This is a genomic window from Rhizobium beringeri (assembly GCF_004306515.1).
GTDB classification, from domain to species: Bacteria; Pseudomonadota; Alphaproteobacteria; order Rhizobiales; family Rhizobiaceae; genus Rhizobium; species Rhizobium beringeri.
On record NZ_SILG01000002.1, the window covers coordinates 481,816 to 497,011 of the forward strand.

Sequence of the window (15,196 nt, forward strand, 5' to 3'; positions counted from 1 at the left end):
TCCTCAGCGATGCAGCCACATGCGAAGAGCCGACAGAAGCCGTTCGGTATTGACCGGCTTTGCCAGGTAGTCGGATGCGCCCGCCTCCAGGCATTTCTCGCGGTCGCCCTTCATCGCTTTGGCCGTCAGCGCCAGGATCGGCAGCCGCCGGAACCGGGGCTCCGAACGGATGACCTGCATCGTCTCGTAGCCGTCCATTCCGGGCATCATGATGTCCATCAGCACGATCGCGACCGAGGGTTCGTTGTTGATGACGTCAATGGCCTCGCTGCCGGTCGTCGCGGTCAGGACCTTCATTCCCCGGCGTTCGAGGACGCTGCTCAGCGCGAAGATGTTACGGGCGTCGTCGTCGACGAGCAGCACGGTCTCGCCGACCAGATCCTCGTCCGAGCTATGCAGGTCCTGCAGCGTCGCCTGCTTTGCTGCCGGCAGGTCGGCGACCACCCGGTGCAGAAACAGGGCCGTCTCATCCAGCAGACGCTCGGGCGACTCGACCCCTTTCACCACGACGCTCCGGGCCATGCTGTGCAGCGTCGCGTCTTCCTCAGCGGAAAGCTCCCGGCCGGTGAACACGACCACCGGCACCTCGCCGATCTCGGCGTCGTCGCGTATTTGCTCCAGCACTTCGAAGCCGGACATATCGGGCAAGGAAAGGTCGAGCACCACGCAGTCGGCGGCATTCTGCCGAAGGGCGGCGAGAGCCTCCGATCCTGAGCCGACGCTGGTGATATCGATGTCGTCGTGTCCGAGAAGGGCGGTGACGCTCAAACGCTCGGCCTCGTTGTCTTCCACGAGCAGCAGATGCTTGCGACGCGGCTGCGCATAGGCCTTCAATCGCGACAGCGCCTTGCCGAGGCCCTCCGGCGTCGTCGGCTTACTCATGAAAGCGAAGGCGCCACGGGTCAGCCCATGCTGGCGATCCTCGTCGAGGCTGATGATCTGGACCGGAATATGCCGCGTCTGCGGATTCTGCTTGAGCTGGCTCAGCACCGTCCAGCCGAGCATGTCGGGCAGGAAGATGTCGAGCGAGATCGCCGCCGGCCTGTAGTCCTGCGCGAGTGCGAGAGCATCGCTGCCGCGCATCGCCACCAGAACCTTGAATCCGTTGTCGCGGGCGAGATCCACCAGGACGCGGGCGTAATGCGCGTCGTCCTCGACGACGAGCAGCACCGAGTCGCCGGCCGTTATCTGGTGGCGATCGTCTTCGACATGTTCGGTTGGCTTGTCGGCACGGCGGTTTGCTGCCGCTTCGGCAAATTCCACGACATTTGCCGGCGGAACCGACTTCGGCGCAACCGCGCCGGCGCCCACATAAGTCAGAGGCAGGTAGAGAACGAAGGTGCTGCCAACACCGGGGGTGCTGCGCAGCTGGATCTCGCCGCCCAAGAGGTTTGCCAGTTCGCGGCTGATCGCTAAGCCGAGGCCGGTTCCGCCGTATTTGCGGCTTGTCGAGGCATCCGCCTGTTGGAACGCCTCGAAAATGATGCGCTGTTTTTCCGGGGGTATGCCGATACCGGTGTCGACGACTTCGAAGGCGATGACCGAAGGCGCATGCTTCAACGAGGGGTGATCGGACGACCAGCCGGTCGTTGCCGAGGCGACGCGAAGCGTCACGCCGCCCTGCGCGGTGAACTTGAAGGCATTCGACAGCAGGTTCTTGAGGATCTGCTGCAGTCGCTTCGAATCCGTGATGAGGCTCTTGGCAACATCGGCGCCGACGTCGACCGAGAACGACAGGTTCCGGTTTTCGGCCTCGTGCCGGAATGGCCGCGCCATCATCTCGAGCAGGTTGCTGACAAAAATCTCCTCGGCATCGACCGAGACCGTTCCGGACTCGATCTTCGACAGGTCGAGGATGTCGCTGATGAGGTTCAACAGATCGGTTCCCGCGCCGTGGATCGTCTTGGCGAACTCGACCTGTTTGCCCGACAGGTTGCCATCCGGATTTTCTCCCAGCTGCTGGCCGAGGATGAGGATCGAGTTCAACGGCGTGCGCAGCTCATGCGACATGTTGGCGAGGAATTCGGATTTGTATTTCGATGTCAGCGCCAGCTCGGTTGCCTTTTCCTCCAGCGCGCGCCGGGCCTGCTCGATCTCCTGGTTCTTCGCCTCGACTTCGACGTTGCGTTCCTCCAGCTGCTGCGCCTTCTGCCCGAGCTGCTCGTTGGTCTGCTGCAGCTCGCGCTGCTGCGTCTGAAGCTCGGCGGCAAGCTGCTGGGATTGCTTGAGCAGGCCTTCGGTCTGCATGGTCGCTTCGATCGAGTTGAGGACGATGCCGATCGATGTCGTCAGCTGGTCGAGGAACGACAGCTGCAACTCGGTGAATTCGCCGGCGGAGGCCAGCTCGATCACGGCTTTCACCTGCCCCTCGAAATGCACCGGCAGCACGATGGCGCTTCTCGGCAAGGTCGTGAACACGCCGGAGCTTATCGGAACGACATTGTCGGGAAGGTCGGTGACCAGGATGCGGCGAGCGTCGCTGGCGCACTGGCCGACAAGTCCCTGGCCGAACTCGAGACGTGCCGGGTGCGCGGCCTCGCCGCCTTGCGCATAGGTGGAGAGCAGCGACAATACCGGCTGCCGCTCGTCGGCATCCACCTGGTAGATGACCCCTTGATGGGCACTGACCAGAGGCGCCAGCTCCGACAGCAGCATCTTGCCGACCAGCGTCAGGTCGCGCTGCCCCTGCAGCATGTTGGTGAAGCGCGCCAGGTTGGTCTTCAGCCAGTCCTGCTCGGTGTTGCGCTCGGTGGTGAGCCTGAGGTTGTCGATCATCGTGTTGATGTTGTCCTTGAGCTCGGCCACTTCGCCGCGCGCGTCGACCTTGATCGAGCGCGTCAGGTCACCCTTGGTGACGGCGGTCGCCACCTCGGCGATGGCGCGCACCTGCGTCGTCAGATTGGCTGCCAGCAGGTTGACGTTGCCGGTCAAGTCCTTCCAGGTTCCCGCGGTGCCGGGAACATTCGCCTGACCGCCGAGACGGCCTTCCACGCCCACCTCACGCGCAACCGTGGTCACCTGATCGGCAAAGGTCGCAAGCGTGTTGGTCATGTTGTTGATGGTCTCGGCAAGGGCTGCCACCTCGCCCTTGGATGCGACGGTGAGATTTTGCTCGAGGTCGCCGTTTGCCACCGCCGTCACCACCTTGACGATGCCGCGGACCTGCTCGGTCAGGTTGGCGGCCATGACGTTGACGGTGTCGGTCAAGTCTTTCCAGGTGCCGGCGACGCCCGGCACCTGCGCCTGGCCGCCGAGCTTGCCTTCGGTGCCGACTTCGCGGGCCACACGCGTGACTTCGCCGGCGAAGGCGTTGAGCTGATCCACCATCGTGTTGATGGTGTTCTTCAGTTCGAGGATTTCCCCCTTCACGTCGACGGTGATCTTGCGCGACAGGTCGCCGCGCGCCACGGCCGTCGTGACTTCGGCGATGTTTCGAACCTGGGTCGTCAGATTGGCGGCGAGCAGGTTGACGTTGTCGGTCAGGTCCTTCCAGGTGCCGGCGACACCGGGAACGACGGCCTGGCCGCCCAGCCTGCCATCGGTGCCGACTTCGCGGGCGACACGCGTCACTTCGCCGGCAAAAGAGCGAAGCTGATCGACCATGGTATTCAGCGTATCCTTCAGGAGCAGGATTTCGCCGCGCACGTCGACCGTGATCTTGCGCGACAGGTCGCCATTGGCGATGGCGGTGGCCACCTCGGCGATGTTGCGCACCTGCGCCGTCAGATTGCCCGCCATTGAGTTGACGCTGTCCGTCAGGTCCTTCCAGGTGCCGGCGACGCCGGGCACCTGCGCCTGGCCGCCGAGCTTGCCTTCGGTGCCGACTTCGCGGGCGACACGCGTCACTTCGCCGGCAAAAGCGTTGAGCTGATCGACCATCGTATTGATGGTGTTCTTCAGTTCGAGGATTTCCCCCTTCACGTCGACAGTGATCTTGCGCGACAGGTCGCCGCGCGCCACGGCCGTCGTGACTTCGGCGATGTTGCGAACCTGGCCGGTAAGGTTGGAGGCCATGGAGTTGACGTTTTCGGTGAGGTCCTTCCAGGTACCGGCGACACCCGGCACCTGCGCCTGGCCACCGAGCTTGCCCTCGGTGCCAACCTCGCGGGCAACGCGCGTGACTTCGGAAGCGAAGCGGTTCAGCTGATCGACCATGGTGTTCAGCGTTTCCTTGAGCTCAAGGATTTCACCCGAGACCGACACCGTGATCTTCTTCGACAGGTCGCCATTGGCAATCGCAGTCGAGACTTCGGCGATGTTGCGCACCTGCGCCGTCAGATTGCCCGCCATGGAATTGACGCTGTCCGTCAGATCCTTCCAGGTGCCGGCGACGCCGAGCACGTTCGCCTGGCCGCCGAGCCGCCCTTCCGTGCCGACCTCGCGCGCCACACGCGTCACCTCGCCGGCAAAGCCGTTGAGCTGATCGACCATCGTGTTGATGGTCTCCTTCAGTTCGAGGATTTCGCCCGACACGGTGACGGTGATCTTCTTGGACAGGTCTCCCTGGGCGACGGCGGTCGCGACTTCGGCGATGTTGCGCACCTGCCCGGTGAGGTTGGAAGCCATGGAATTGACGCTGTCTGTCAGGTCCTTCCAGGTGCCGGCGACGCCGCGCACATTGGCCTGTCCGCCGAGCCGGCCCTCCGTGCCCACTTCGCGGGCGACGCGGGTCACTTCCGACGCAAAGGCGTTCAACTGGTCGACCATCGTATTGATGGTTTCCTTCAATTCGAGGATCTCTCCCTTCACGTCGACGGTGATCTTCTTCGACAGGTCGCCGTTGGCGATGGCAGTCGAGACCTCCGCGATATTGCGCACCTGCGCCGTCAGGTTGCCGCCCATCGAGTTGACGTTCTCGGTAAGATCCTTCCAGGTGCCGGCGACGCCGCGCACATTGGCCTGGCCGCCAAGCCGGCCCTCCGTGCCCACTTCGCGGGCCACACGGGTCACTTCCGACGCAAAAGCGTTCAGCTGATCGACCATCGTGTTGATCGTCTCCTTCAGCTCGAGGATTTCCCCCGACACCGTGACCGTGATCTTCTTCGACAGGTCGCCATTGGCGATCGCAGTCGAGACCTCGGCGATGTTGCGCACCTGCGCAGTGAGGTTCGAGGCCATGGAATTGACGTTGTCGGTCAAGTCCTTCCAGGTGCCGGCGACGCCGGGCACTTGCGCCTGTCCGCCGAGCCGACCTTCGGTGCCGACTTCACGCGCCACGCGCGTCACCTCGCCCGCAAACCCGTTGAGCTGGTCGACCATCGTGTTGATGGTTTCCTTGAGCTCCAGGATTTCGCCGGAAACGTCGACAGTGATCTTGCGCGACAGGTCGCCGCGCGCCACGGCCGTGGTCACCTGAGCAATGTTGCGGACCTGGGCGGTCAGGTTGCCGCACATGGCGTTGACGGAATCGGTCAGGTCCTTCCAGGTTCCGGCGACGCCCGGCACCAGCGCCTGGCCGCCCAGCTTGCCCTCGGTGCCGACCTCGCGGGCGACGCGCGTCACTTCCGAGGCGAAGGACCTGAGCTGGTCGACCATGGTGTTGATCGCCTCCTTCAGCTGCAGGATCTCGCCGCGCACGTCGACGGTGATCTTCTTGGAAAGATCGCCATTCGCAACGGCGATCGTCACTTCCGCGATGTTGCGCACCTGCGCCGTCAGGTTCGACGCCATCGAGTTCACGCTTTCGGTGAGATCCTTCCAGACACCCGTCACCTCCGGCACCTGCGCCTGGCCGCCGAGTTTTCCGTCCGTGCCGACCTCGCGTGCGACGCGCGTCACTTCCGATGTGAAGACGCTCAGCTGCTTGATCATCGTATTGACGATATCGGCCGAGCGCAGGAACTCACCTTTGAGCGCCCGCCCGTCGACATCGAGCGGCACGGTCTGCAGAAGATCACCCTTGGCGACCGCGGTGATTGTCCGGGTCACGGCCGTCGTCGGCCACAGGAGATCGTCGATCAGACCGTTGATCGATCCTTCCATTTCGGACCAGGAGCCGTCCGACAGGCCGAAGCGCACGCGCGTGCTCGTTCGCCCGTCCCGGCCGACCACCTGCCCGACATGCTCGAGCTGCTGGGCCATGCGCTGATTGGCGGCGATGATGTCATTGAGAGCGTCGGCGACCTTGCCGGTGACACCGGTCAGATCCGACCGCATCCGCACCGAAAAATCGCCCCGTCTTACCGCGACCAGCACCTCCAGAAGCGCACTGGCCTCGTCCAACGCCATTGCTTTGTGGTCCTGACCATTGACGTTGCCTGCCGCGGCATTGTCGCGCGCGAATTCGCTGGTTTGGTTGTTCACGAGAATCCCCCTCTTCGACGACTGGTAATTTAGTGCTCGACTAGGAAAATGGTATGGCCGTCCCGTGTCCATACTAACATGATTCAGCGCCGAAAATGAGCCTGATAGTTGCAGATATCCAAAGTGCTCGCCGGACATCGTCTCGGTGGAATTTGCGGTTTTTCGTGCGTGGGGGAACACTTGCCTGCCGGCTGTCGTTTCCGTCCTGACAATGGAGAGCGATATGTCGAACGTCTCAAGGACAGGCAAGGAAGAGATCAACAACGCGACCAGCCAGACCACCTTCGGGAAGTCTGTCGAGAGCCAGGCGCAGATCGAGGATGCGGCTGCGCAATCGTCGCCCGACGCTGGCGGCGAGATGCTCAACATCTACCGGTTGGAGCCGATCGCGGCACCCGGCGATCCGAGATGGGACAACTCCCCCGGACATGGTACCGTCGTCGTCGCCGCCAGAACGGCCGGCGACGCCAGGATCGTCGCTGCGGCTCGTGAGCTTGACTTCATGGAAGTGGACGCGGCTCCCGCCGAGGATGTCACGACGGTCAATGCCAGCGCCTTTCGCGACGACAAGCTTTACACCGTCATTGAGATCGAGCGGAACAGGCGCGATGTTACGCGCGGGATCCTCGACGGTGCGGTCGCCGTCGACACGATCCGGCCGGTTCAATCGGACTGACGTAGCAATTACCGACGCAATCGGCGAGGCGCTGGCGCGTCACCATCATAGGTCCCTCGTTCCCCTGGAGTTCTCATGAATACGGCCAACCTTCAACTCAAGGGCCTCATCATGGCAATGGCGTCGATATGTGATGCAATCGTCGAGAAGGAACTGCTGACCAGCGGGGAACTCAATGCCGCGCTCTCGAAAGCCAAGAAGGCAGTCGAGGATGACGACGACCATGAACTGTCGGATGCCAACCGCGCCGCGATCCTGTTCCCCATCCGCGTGCTGCAGCTTGCCGAAGAGGCAGGCAGGAGAGGCGAACGGTTGACGTTTTCGGACTATGCCAAGCTCGTGGGAAAGATGACCTGAACATTTTCGAAGGCTTCGCTGACGAAAACCGGTATGTTCCCTCCCGGGCAATCGGGGTTTTGGGAAGCCGATTGGTGCGCTTGGCCTCTACACATGTGGTTGACTTCATATCAGCATGAGCCGTATAAATACCTTGTCAACCAAGGAGCCGCTCCATGGCCCGCCACGTCTCCACTCCCGCCGCACAGGACGAGCCGAATTCCATCAGGACCGCGTTTCTGCGACGCGCGACGTCGGCGCTCGAGCGCATTTCTGCAAATGTGCCGGCAAAGGATCTGGCCGACGCGCTTTCAGCCCCGACCGACGCCGGATCGTTGGCACAGCTTCTCAGCCGCTCGGATATGGTGGGCGCGGCGATAAACGATCTCGATCCGCTGGTTCCGGCATTGGCTCGCAACGTCGAGCATCGGCAAAATCTCGTCGAACGGGCCGGCGGGACGATGTCGGCCGAGGACGCCGGACGGATCCTCGGTATCAGCAGACAGGCCGTCGATAAGAGGCGGCGAGCCGGCACGCTGCTTGCCGTGCGCGAGGGCAGCGACTGGCGCTATCCGCTCTGCCAGTTGGTTGAAGGTGAGGTGATTGCAGGGATTTCCGATGTCGTGCGTGGCTTTGCCGCCGCCGGTCCCTGGATCGCATTGGATTTTCTGCTTGCTTCCGATACGGTTCTCGGTGGTCGGACAGCTCTGCAGGCGCTGCGCGACGGCGATCGTGAAGCAGTCCAGCGTCTGATCCGGATTGAAACCTCCGACGGCTTTGCCTGATGCCGGCGAATGCAGGCAGAGGGCCGTCGGGAGCTGCCCTGCCCCCGCCCCCTTGGCTCGCCCATTCGTCATTGCCGATCGACCTCATTCCGGCCGGGCAGGTCCTCCATAGGGTCCATCGGACGCATCTCGATCCCATCTTCTTTGGACCCGGCCCCGGGATTGCCGCCACCAATCGCTTCGACAGCGCCAGCGGACGTTTCGGAATTCTCTATGTCGGGATGAGCCGCACGGGAGCGCTTGCGGAAACGATCCTGCGCAATCCCCAGCGGTTGATGGTGTCCATGACCGAAATCACCACCCGCGCCATCAGCGAGCTCAGCTGTATCAGACCGCTGAGGATCGTGCGCATGCGCGGAACCGGCCTGCAGGCCCTCGGCACTGATAATGCCATCTCCACCGGCCCCTACGGACCATGCGGCCTTTGGACCGACGCGCTTTGGGACCATGCCGACCGGCCGGATGGCCTCGCCTACCAATCGCGCCATGATTCGGGCGAGATCTGCCTCGCCCTTTTCGAACGCAGCGACATGACGTTCGACAGAAAGGGCACGCTTCCGCTCTCCGGTATCCTCAAGGAGATTGCCGCGATCCTCGAGGTCTACGGCAAGTCGCTGTCACCGGTCGGCCCCGTTTAGACGGCGAACGCGGCTGCAGTTCGACGGCGATGGCACATTGCCCCGCAGCAATGCGCTATCAATTTTGCGATAAGTTGATTTATTTCGTCTTGTTTTCCGCCTATTCCTGAGGCTATACCCCGGCCGCATATACTCACGCATCGGGAATTTCTTCGTGACCAGCCTCAAATCGCTTCTGGCCGCCTGCGGCCTCTCAACCATGATCGGCCTTGCCGCAAATCCATCTTTGGCCGGTTCGACGACCTACCCGCTGACCCTGGAAAACTGCGGCGCGCAGGTGACTTTCCAGAAGGCGCCCGAACGGGCGATCGGCCTCGGCCAGAACAGCGCTGAAATCCTGCTGCTGCTCGGCCTTCAGAACAAGATGGCCGGCACGGCCTTCTGGCCGAGCAAAGTTCTGCCGCAGCTCGCGGAAGCCAATGCCAAGGTCAAGCTTCTGACCGTCGAGATGCCGACCTTCGAATCGATCCTCGCCGAAAATCCCGACTTCGTGGCGGCGGCTCTGCCGAGCCTGGTCGGGCCGAACAGCAAGGTCGCCAAGCGCGAGGATTTCGACAAGGTCGGCGTCGCGACCTATCTTTCTCCCAGCACCTGCCTCAGCACCAAGGACGTCAAGGACCAGTACGGCAGCCGCGCCGAGCTGTGGAATATGGATCTTCTTTACAAGGAGATCGACGAACTCTCTGAGATTTTCGACGTCGCCGATCGCGGCCAGGCGCTGATCGCCGACTTCAAGGCGCGCGAAGCCAAGCTTCGCTCCAGCGTTTCAAAGGACGGCAAGAACCTTTCCTACGTCTTCTGGTTCTCCAGCCCCAGCCCGTCGGCTGACGCCTATCTCGGCGGCAAGAACAGCGCGTCCGGCTTCATCGCCGATCTGCTCGGCGGTCACAACGCGATATCAGCGGAAGCGGAATGGCCGACGCTCGGCTGGGAAGGCATCATCGCCTCCAATCCCGACGTCGTTGTCGTCGCCAGTCTCGACCGTAACCGTTGGGAGCTCGACAAGCCGGAGGCCAAGATCAATTTCCTGAACACCGATCCGGCCGTCAGCCAGATCCCTGCCGTCAAGAACAAGGCGATCGTGATCATGGACGGCCAGGCCATGAACCCGACCGTCCGCACGGTCTACGGCGCCGAGCAGGTGGCTGGCCAACTGAAGGCTCTCGGTCTGTTGAAGTGACGGAAGCGGGCCGTATCCTCCGGCAGCTGGGAGCCGTCCTCGCACTGCTACTGGCCTCTTTCTGCCTCATCGCCGTCGCCATTGGCGTCAGCGTCGGGATCGGCGACCTGCCGATCCCGCTTGCAACCACGTTTTCGGCCGTCACCAACCGGCTGGGATGGACCGCGGTCGAACTGAACCGCATCCATGAGACTGTCATCTGGGATTATCGTCTCAGCCGAGCGCTCGTTGCCGCCTTCTGCGGCGCGGGCCTTGCGCTGTCGGGCGCGATCATGCAGTCGCTGCTGCGCAATCCGCTTGCCGAACCCTATGTTCTCGGCATCTCGGCTGGCGCCTCTTCCGGCGCCGTCGCGATCGTCATCTTAGGCGTCGGCGCTGGCGCAGTCTCGCTTTCCGCCGGCGCCTTTGCCGGCGCCTTCGCAGCCTTCTTCTTCGTCGCCCTCCTGTCGAACGGCACGCGCGGCGGAGCGGATCGCACCATCCTCGCCGGTGTCGCCGCATCGCAGCTATTCAATGCCACAACGTCCTATATCGTCACGACATCGGCCAATGCGCAGCAGGCCCGCGACGTCATGTTCTGGCTGCTCGGCAGCTTCGGCGGCGTGCGCTGGCCGGAATTTGCGCTGGTTTCTATCGTTGTCGGCATCGGCCTTGTCGGCTGCCTGTTTTACGCGCGCGTGCTCGACGCCTTCGCTTTCGGTGACGAGGCGGCATCCTCGCTCGGCGTCAATGTCGGCCGCGCGCGGATGGCGCTCTTTGCGCTGACGGCAATGATGACGGCGACCATCGTCAGCATGGTGGGATCGATCGGCTTCGTCGGCCTTGTCGTGCCGCATGTCGCCCGCTTTGTCGTCGGGCCGCTGCATGTCCGCCTCCTGCCGGCTTGCGCCATAACAGGGGCGATCTTCATGGTGCTCGCCGACATCGCCGCGCGCGCCCTCATTCCGAACCAGATCCTGCCGATCGGCGTCGTCACGGCGCTGGTGGGCGTCCCCTTCTTCTCGATCATCCTCTACCGGTTCCAGCGCGCATCATGAGCATCAAGGCCGACAACCTCATCTGGAAGATTGGCAGGAAGACCATCCTCGACGGCGTTTCCCTGGACGCGCCGCCGGGCAAGATGCTCGGCCTGCTCGGGCCGAACGGCTCGGGCAAGACCTCGCTCCTGCGTCTCCTCGCCGGCCTGAAGCGGCCGCATTCCGGCCGCGTTACGCTCGACCGGAGCGACATCGGCACGATCAGCCGCCGCTCGATCGCCCGGCGGATCGCCTTCGTCGAGCAGCACGCCACGACAAATGCCAATCTGAAGGTCGTTGACGTCGTCAAGCTCGGCCGGTTCCCGCACCGATCGATGTTTTCAGGCTGGACGAAGGTCGACGAAGAAGCGGTCGAAAGTGCGCTCGCGCGCGCCGGCATGGCGGAGAAGCGCGACGATCGCTGGCAGAGCCTGTCGGGCGGCGAAAAGCAGCGCACCCATATCGCAAGGGCGCTCGCTCAGTCGCCCCAGGAACTGATCCTCGACGAGCCCACGAACCATCTCGATATCCAGCACCAGATCGGCCTGATGCGGCTCGTCTCCGGTCTGCCGATCACCAGCATCGTCGCCCTGCACGATCTCAACCATGCCGCCATGTTCTGCGACCAGCTGATCATCATGCAGCAGGGCAGGATCGTCGCCTCCGGCGCGCCGCAGGATGTGTTGAGCGAAGACCTTCTGCGGGACGTCTTCTCCGTCGAAGCCCGCATCGAAGCCTCACCCTATCACTCGCGCCCGCATATCCATTATCTCAGGTGAGAGCGGCTCTCACGTCACGATCTGCAGAGGCAAAGCGGTCGTCTTTTTCAGTGTCTTGAGGACGATGCTTGACTTGACCGACGCCAGATTGTCGGTGACCCGGATCATTCTTTCGAGAAACTGGCTGAGATGTTCGAGGTCACGCGTCATGACCTTCATCAGAAAGTCGGCGTCGCCGGTCTGCGAATAGCACTCCAGAATCTCCGGCGCGGTCTCGATAAAGCGATGAAGCTGCTCGTTTCCGCCTTCGGTATGTGCTCTCAAGCTGACAAGAGTATGAGCAACGACGGTGAAACCCAGTTTCACGGGATTGAGGATGGCCACGACGCTCTGGATATATTTCTCATTGCGCAGCCTTTCCAATCGGCGCGCACATTGGGTCGCGGAGAGATTGACCTTCTGAGACAGTTCGCTCTGCGTCACCTCGCTGTTTTGCTGGAGAGCGGCGAGCAATTTGATATCGAACTGATCAAGCATGACCACACCGAGACGGAGAATTTCTGCACATCATAGCCATGTTGCGCCGATTGTCTGCATGGATGCGCCGTCACGGGGAGATAATCGCAGAAATTCGCCGCGAAAGCTCCGTTAGTCTCCGACTTAGAGTTACGAAAACGAGGTGGACTTGTGTTTGACAAACTGAACAGCCGGCCAGCCGACAGCCTGCTTGCACTCATCAAGGTCTTCCAGGCCGACGATCGCCCCGGCAAGATCGACCTCGGCGTCGGCGTTTATCGTGACACTATGGGACGCACGCCGGTGATGCGTGCCGTGAAGGCAGCGGAGCAGTTTCTCCTGGAGACCCAGGACAGCAAGAAATATCTTGGCCCGGAAGGTGATCTGCAATTCGTGCGCCTCCTGCAACCCATCATCTTCGGAAAATCGCCAAAGTTTACTCAACGCCTTGTCGGCATTCAGACACCCGGTGGAAGCGGCGCCCTGCGTCTCGGTGCTGAGCTCATCCAAGCGGCAAATCCATCGGCGAAGGTTCTGCTCGGAACACCAAGCTGGCCAAATCATGCGCCGATCTTTAGCTCGGCGCGCCTGCCGGTAAAGGAGTACGCTTTCGTTGACCTGATGTCGCAGCAAGTTAAATTCGAAAGCGTGGTCGACGCCTTGTCTTCTGCTCGGGAAGGCGACGTCGTGCTCCTTCACGGTTGTTGCCATAATCCGACCGGTATCGATTTTACCATGGAACAGTGGCGGCGGATCACCGAGCTTCTTGTTACGCATAGGCTGGTGCCGTTCATCGACCTCGCCTATCAGGGCCTTGGTGACGGTCTCGAACAGGACGCCGCGCCGACGCGCATGATCCTCGACGTGGTCGATGAGGCGCTGATCGCCTATTCCTGCGACAAGAATTTCGGCCTCTATCGCGAGCGCGTCGGAGCGCTCTATGTCATGACCCGCAATGTCGATGACATCGGGAAGGTCGAAAGCAACATGGCGGCACTTGCCCGCGTGAACTGGTCCATGCCGCCCGATCATGGAGCCGCGATCGTCAGGACCATTCTCGAGAGCGAAGAGATGTCGGCCATGTGGCACGCTGAGCTTGAAGAGATGTGCCTGCGCGTCAACGGCAATCGTGCGGCGCTGGCCGCCGCCTCCCCTGATCTGGCCTTCATAAGCCGGCAACGCGGTCTGTTCTCCAATCTCTCCGTGTCCAGGGAAACGGCAGTGGCGCTCAGAATGAGCCACGGCATCTACATGGCGGATTCCGGGCGTATGAACCTTGCCGGCATGCAACCCACCGACGCCGACGCCATCGTCGCGGCGCTCAGAGCCGAAGGCTGCCTGAAATTGCCGACGGTCGCCTGACCGAATTCAAGAAATTGGAGCCTTCGGATGAGCAGGAAAGAAACGACCGGTCAGGCGATGACCCGTTCCCTCGTCGCCCATGGGATCGATACCGTATTCGGCATCCCGGGCGCCCACATGTATGATTTTAACGATGCCCTATACGGTGCCGGTGACAAAATTCGGTTCATTCACACCAGGCACGAGCAGGGCGCCGGTTACATGGCCTATGGCTATGCCAAATCCACCGGCCAGATCGGCGCCTATACTGTCGTTCCGGGCCCAGGCGTCCTCAATTCCGGTGCGGCTCTCTGCACCGCTTACGGCGCCAATGCCCCGGTGCTGTGCATCACCGGCAACATCATGTCCCACCTGATCGGTCAAGGCAGAGGGCAGTTGCACGAATTGCCGGATCAACTCGCCACGATGCGCGGAATCACAAAGACGGCGGAGCGGATCAATCACCAGTCCGAAACCGGTCCTGTCATGGCCGAGATCGTCGCCAAAATGCTCTCCGGCCGCCAGGGTCCGGGAGCGGTCGAAACCCCTTGGGACGTGTTTGGGCAATCCGGCCCCGAAATCGATCTGCCGGTCGGCATGACAGCGTCTCATCCGGCCGTGAACCCTGATGAGATCGCTGCCGCGGCGGCACTGATATCAGGCGCCAGGAATCCGATGATCATGATTGGTGGTGGCGCGGTGGATGCTGGAGCGGAGATCGCTGCTCTTGCGGAATTGCTGCAGTCACCCGTCACGTCCCATCGCTCCGGCAAGGGCATCGTCGCCGACGATCACCCGAACTACCTGAATTTCGTCGCCGCCTACGAATATTGGAAGAACACCGATGTTCTGATCGGCGTGGGTAGCCGCCTCGAATTGCAATTCATGCGGTGGAAGTGGCTTCCCAAGCATCTCAAGGTGATCCGCATCGATATCGATCCGACCGAGATGGTCCGTCTCAAGCCGAACATTGGGGTGGTCGCCGATGCCAAAGCTGGAACGCAGGCTCTTCTCGATGCCCTGGCAGGTTCCAGCCGCACGGATCGCACGCGCGAATTTGCCGAGCTCAACAAACAGGCTAGGTCTCGCTTCTCGGCAGTGCAGCCGCAGCTCGCCTATCTCGATGCCATCCGCGAAGCTCTCCCGAGGGACGGCTTCTTCGTCGAGGAAATCTGCCAGATGGGCTTTACCGCCCGATTTGCATTCCCGGTCTATGCCCCTCGTCAGTACGTCACATGCGGTTATCAGGACAATCTGGGTTTCGGCTTCAACACGGCCTTGGGCGTGAAAATAGCCAATCCCGACAAGGCAGTGGTTTCTGTTTCCGGCGATGGCGGCTTCATGTTCGGCGTTCAGGAACTTGCCACCGCCGTCCAGCATAAGATCAATGTCATCGCCATCGTCTTCAACAATTCGGCCTATGGCAACGTGCTGCGTGACCAGAAGCAGGCGTATAAAGGCCGTTATCTTGGCTCTGAACTCACCAACCCAGACTTTGTCGCGCTGGGCGAGAGCTTCGGCATTCGCGCATTCAAGGTGACGAGCCCTGGCGAATTGAAAGACGCGCTTGAGAAAGCCCTATCTCTCGATGAACCCGTTCTCATCGAGGTTCCCATCGAGAAGGGATCCGAGGCGAGCCCTTGGCCTTTCATTCATCCGGCTCCACACACCGAATGAAGCGGCAAG

11 protein-coding genes are annotated in these 15,196 nt (G+C 61.9%); 9 read left to right on the forward strand and 2 right to left on the reverse strand.

What is annotated here, in order from left to right:
• Window positions 1-3 precede the first annotated feature (3 nt).
• Complete coding sequence (locus ELH03_RS25950; RefSeq protein ID WP_130766897.1) at window positions 4-6,303, reverse strand: HAMP domain-containing protein; 6,300 nt, start codon at window positions 6,301-6,303, stop codon at window positions 4-6.
• Between the two features lie 211 nt (window positions 6,304-6,514).
• On the opposite strand from ELH03_RS25950, the gene ELH03_RS25955 reads away from it, so the two are divergent.
• From ELH03_RS25955 to ELH03_RS25985, 7 genes are all read left to right on the forward strand, one after another.
• Complete coding sequence (locus ELH03_RS25955; RefSeq protein WP_128401468.1) at window positions 6,515-6,979, forward strand: hypothetical protein; 465 nt, start codon at window positions 6,515-6,517, stop codon at window positions 6,977-6,979.
• A 75-nt stretch (window positions 6,980-7,054) separates the two neighbouring features.
• Window positions 7,055-7,336: a hypothetical protein gene (locus ELH03_RS25960; RefSeq protein ID WP_128401415.1), complete on the forward strand. Its 282-nt coding sequence runs from the start codon at window positions 7,055-7,057 to the stop codon at window positions 7,334-7,336.
• A 155-nt stretch (window positions 7,337-7,491) separates the two neighbouring features.
• Window positions 7,492-8,100, forward strand: coding sequence for a helix-turn-helix domain-containing protein (locus ELH03_RS25965; RefSeq protein WP_128401416.1), 609 nt, complete (start codon window positions 7,492-7,494; stop codon window positions 8,098-8,100).
• Window positions 8,100-8,738 carry an RES family NAD+ phosphorylase gene (locus ELH03_RS25970; protein ID WP_130766898.1) on the forward strand — a complete coding sequence of 213 codons (639 nt, stop codon included), beginning with the start codon at window positions 8,100-8,102 and terminating at the stop codon, window positions 8,736-8,738. Before ELH03_RS25965 ends, ELH03_RS25970 begins: the two co-directional genes overlap by 1 nt.
• A 154-nt stretch (window positions 8,739-8,892) precedes the next feature.
• On the forward strand, window positions 8,893-9,918 hold the full coding sequence (locus ELH03_RS25975) for an ABC transporter substrate-binding protein (RefSeq protein WP_128401418.1): 1,026 nt from the start codon (window positions 8,893-8,895) through the stop codon (window positions 9,916-9,918).
• Window positions 9,915-10,955: a FecCD family ABC transporter permease gene (locus ELH03_RS25980; RefSeq protein WP_128401419.1), complete on the forward strand. Its 1,041-nt coding sequence runs from the start codon at window positions 9,915-9,917 to the stop codon at window positions 10,953-10,955. The genes ELH03_RS25975 and ELH03_RS25980 overlap by 4 nt, the downstream gene beginning before the upstream one ends.
• Window positions 10,952-11,713 carry an ABC transporter ATP-binding protein gene (locus ELH03_RS25985; RefSeq protein WP_128401420.1) on the forward strand — a complete coding sequence of 254 codons (762 nt, stop codon included), beginning with the start codon at window positions 10,952-10,954 and terminating at the stop codon, window positions 11,711-11,713. Before ELH03_RS25980 ends, ELH03_RS25985 begins: the two co-directional genes overlap by 4 nt.
• A gap of 9 nt (window positions 11,714-11,722) precedes the next feature.
• On the opposite strand, the gene ELH03_RS25990 is transcribed toward ELH03_RS25985, so the two are convergent.
• Entirely contained in the window at window positions 11,723-12,190 is a 468-nt protein-coding gene (locus ELH03_RS25990; protein ID WP_018073018.1) for an Lrp/AsnC family transcriptional regulator, read from the reverse strand.
• Between the two features lie 150 nt (window positions 12,191-12,340).
• Here ELH03_RS25990 and ELH03_RS25995 point away from each other — a divergent pair, with 150 nt between their 5' ends.
• A complete protein-coding gene (locus ELH03_RS25995) occupies window positions 12,341-13,531 on the forward strand; it encodes an amino acid aminotransferase (protein ID WP_130766899.1) in 1,191 nt (396 codons plus the stop codon).
• A gap of 27 nt (window positions 13,532-13,558) precedes the next feature.
• Window positions 13,559-15,187, forward strand: coding sequence for a thiamine pyrophosphate-dependent enzyme (locus ELH03_RS26000; RefSeq protein WP_130766900.1), 1,629 nt, complete (start codon window positions 13,559-13,561; stop codon window positions 15,185-15,187).
• The last annotated feature ends 9 nt before the right edge of the window (window positions 15,188-15,196 follow it).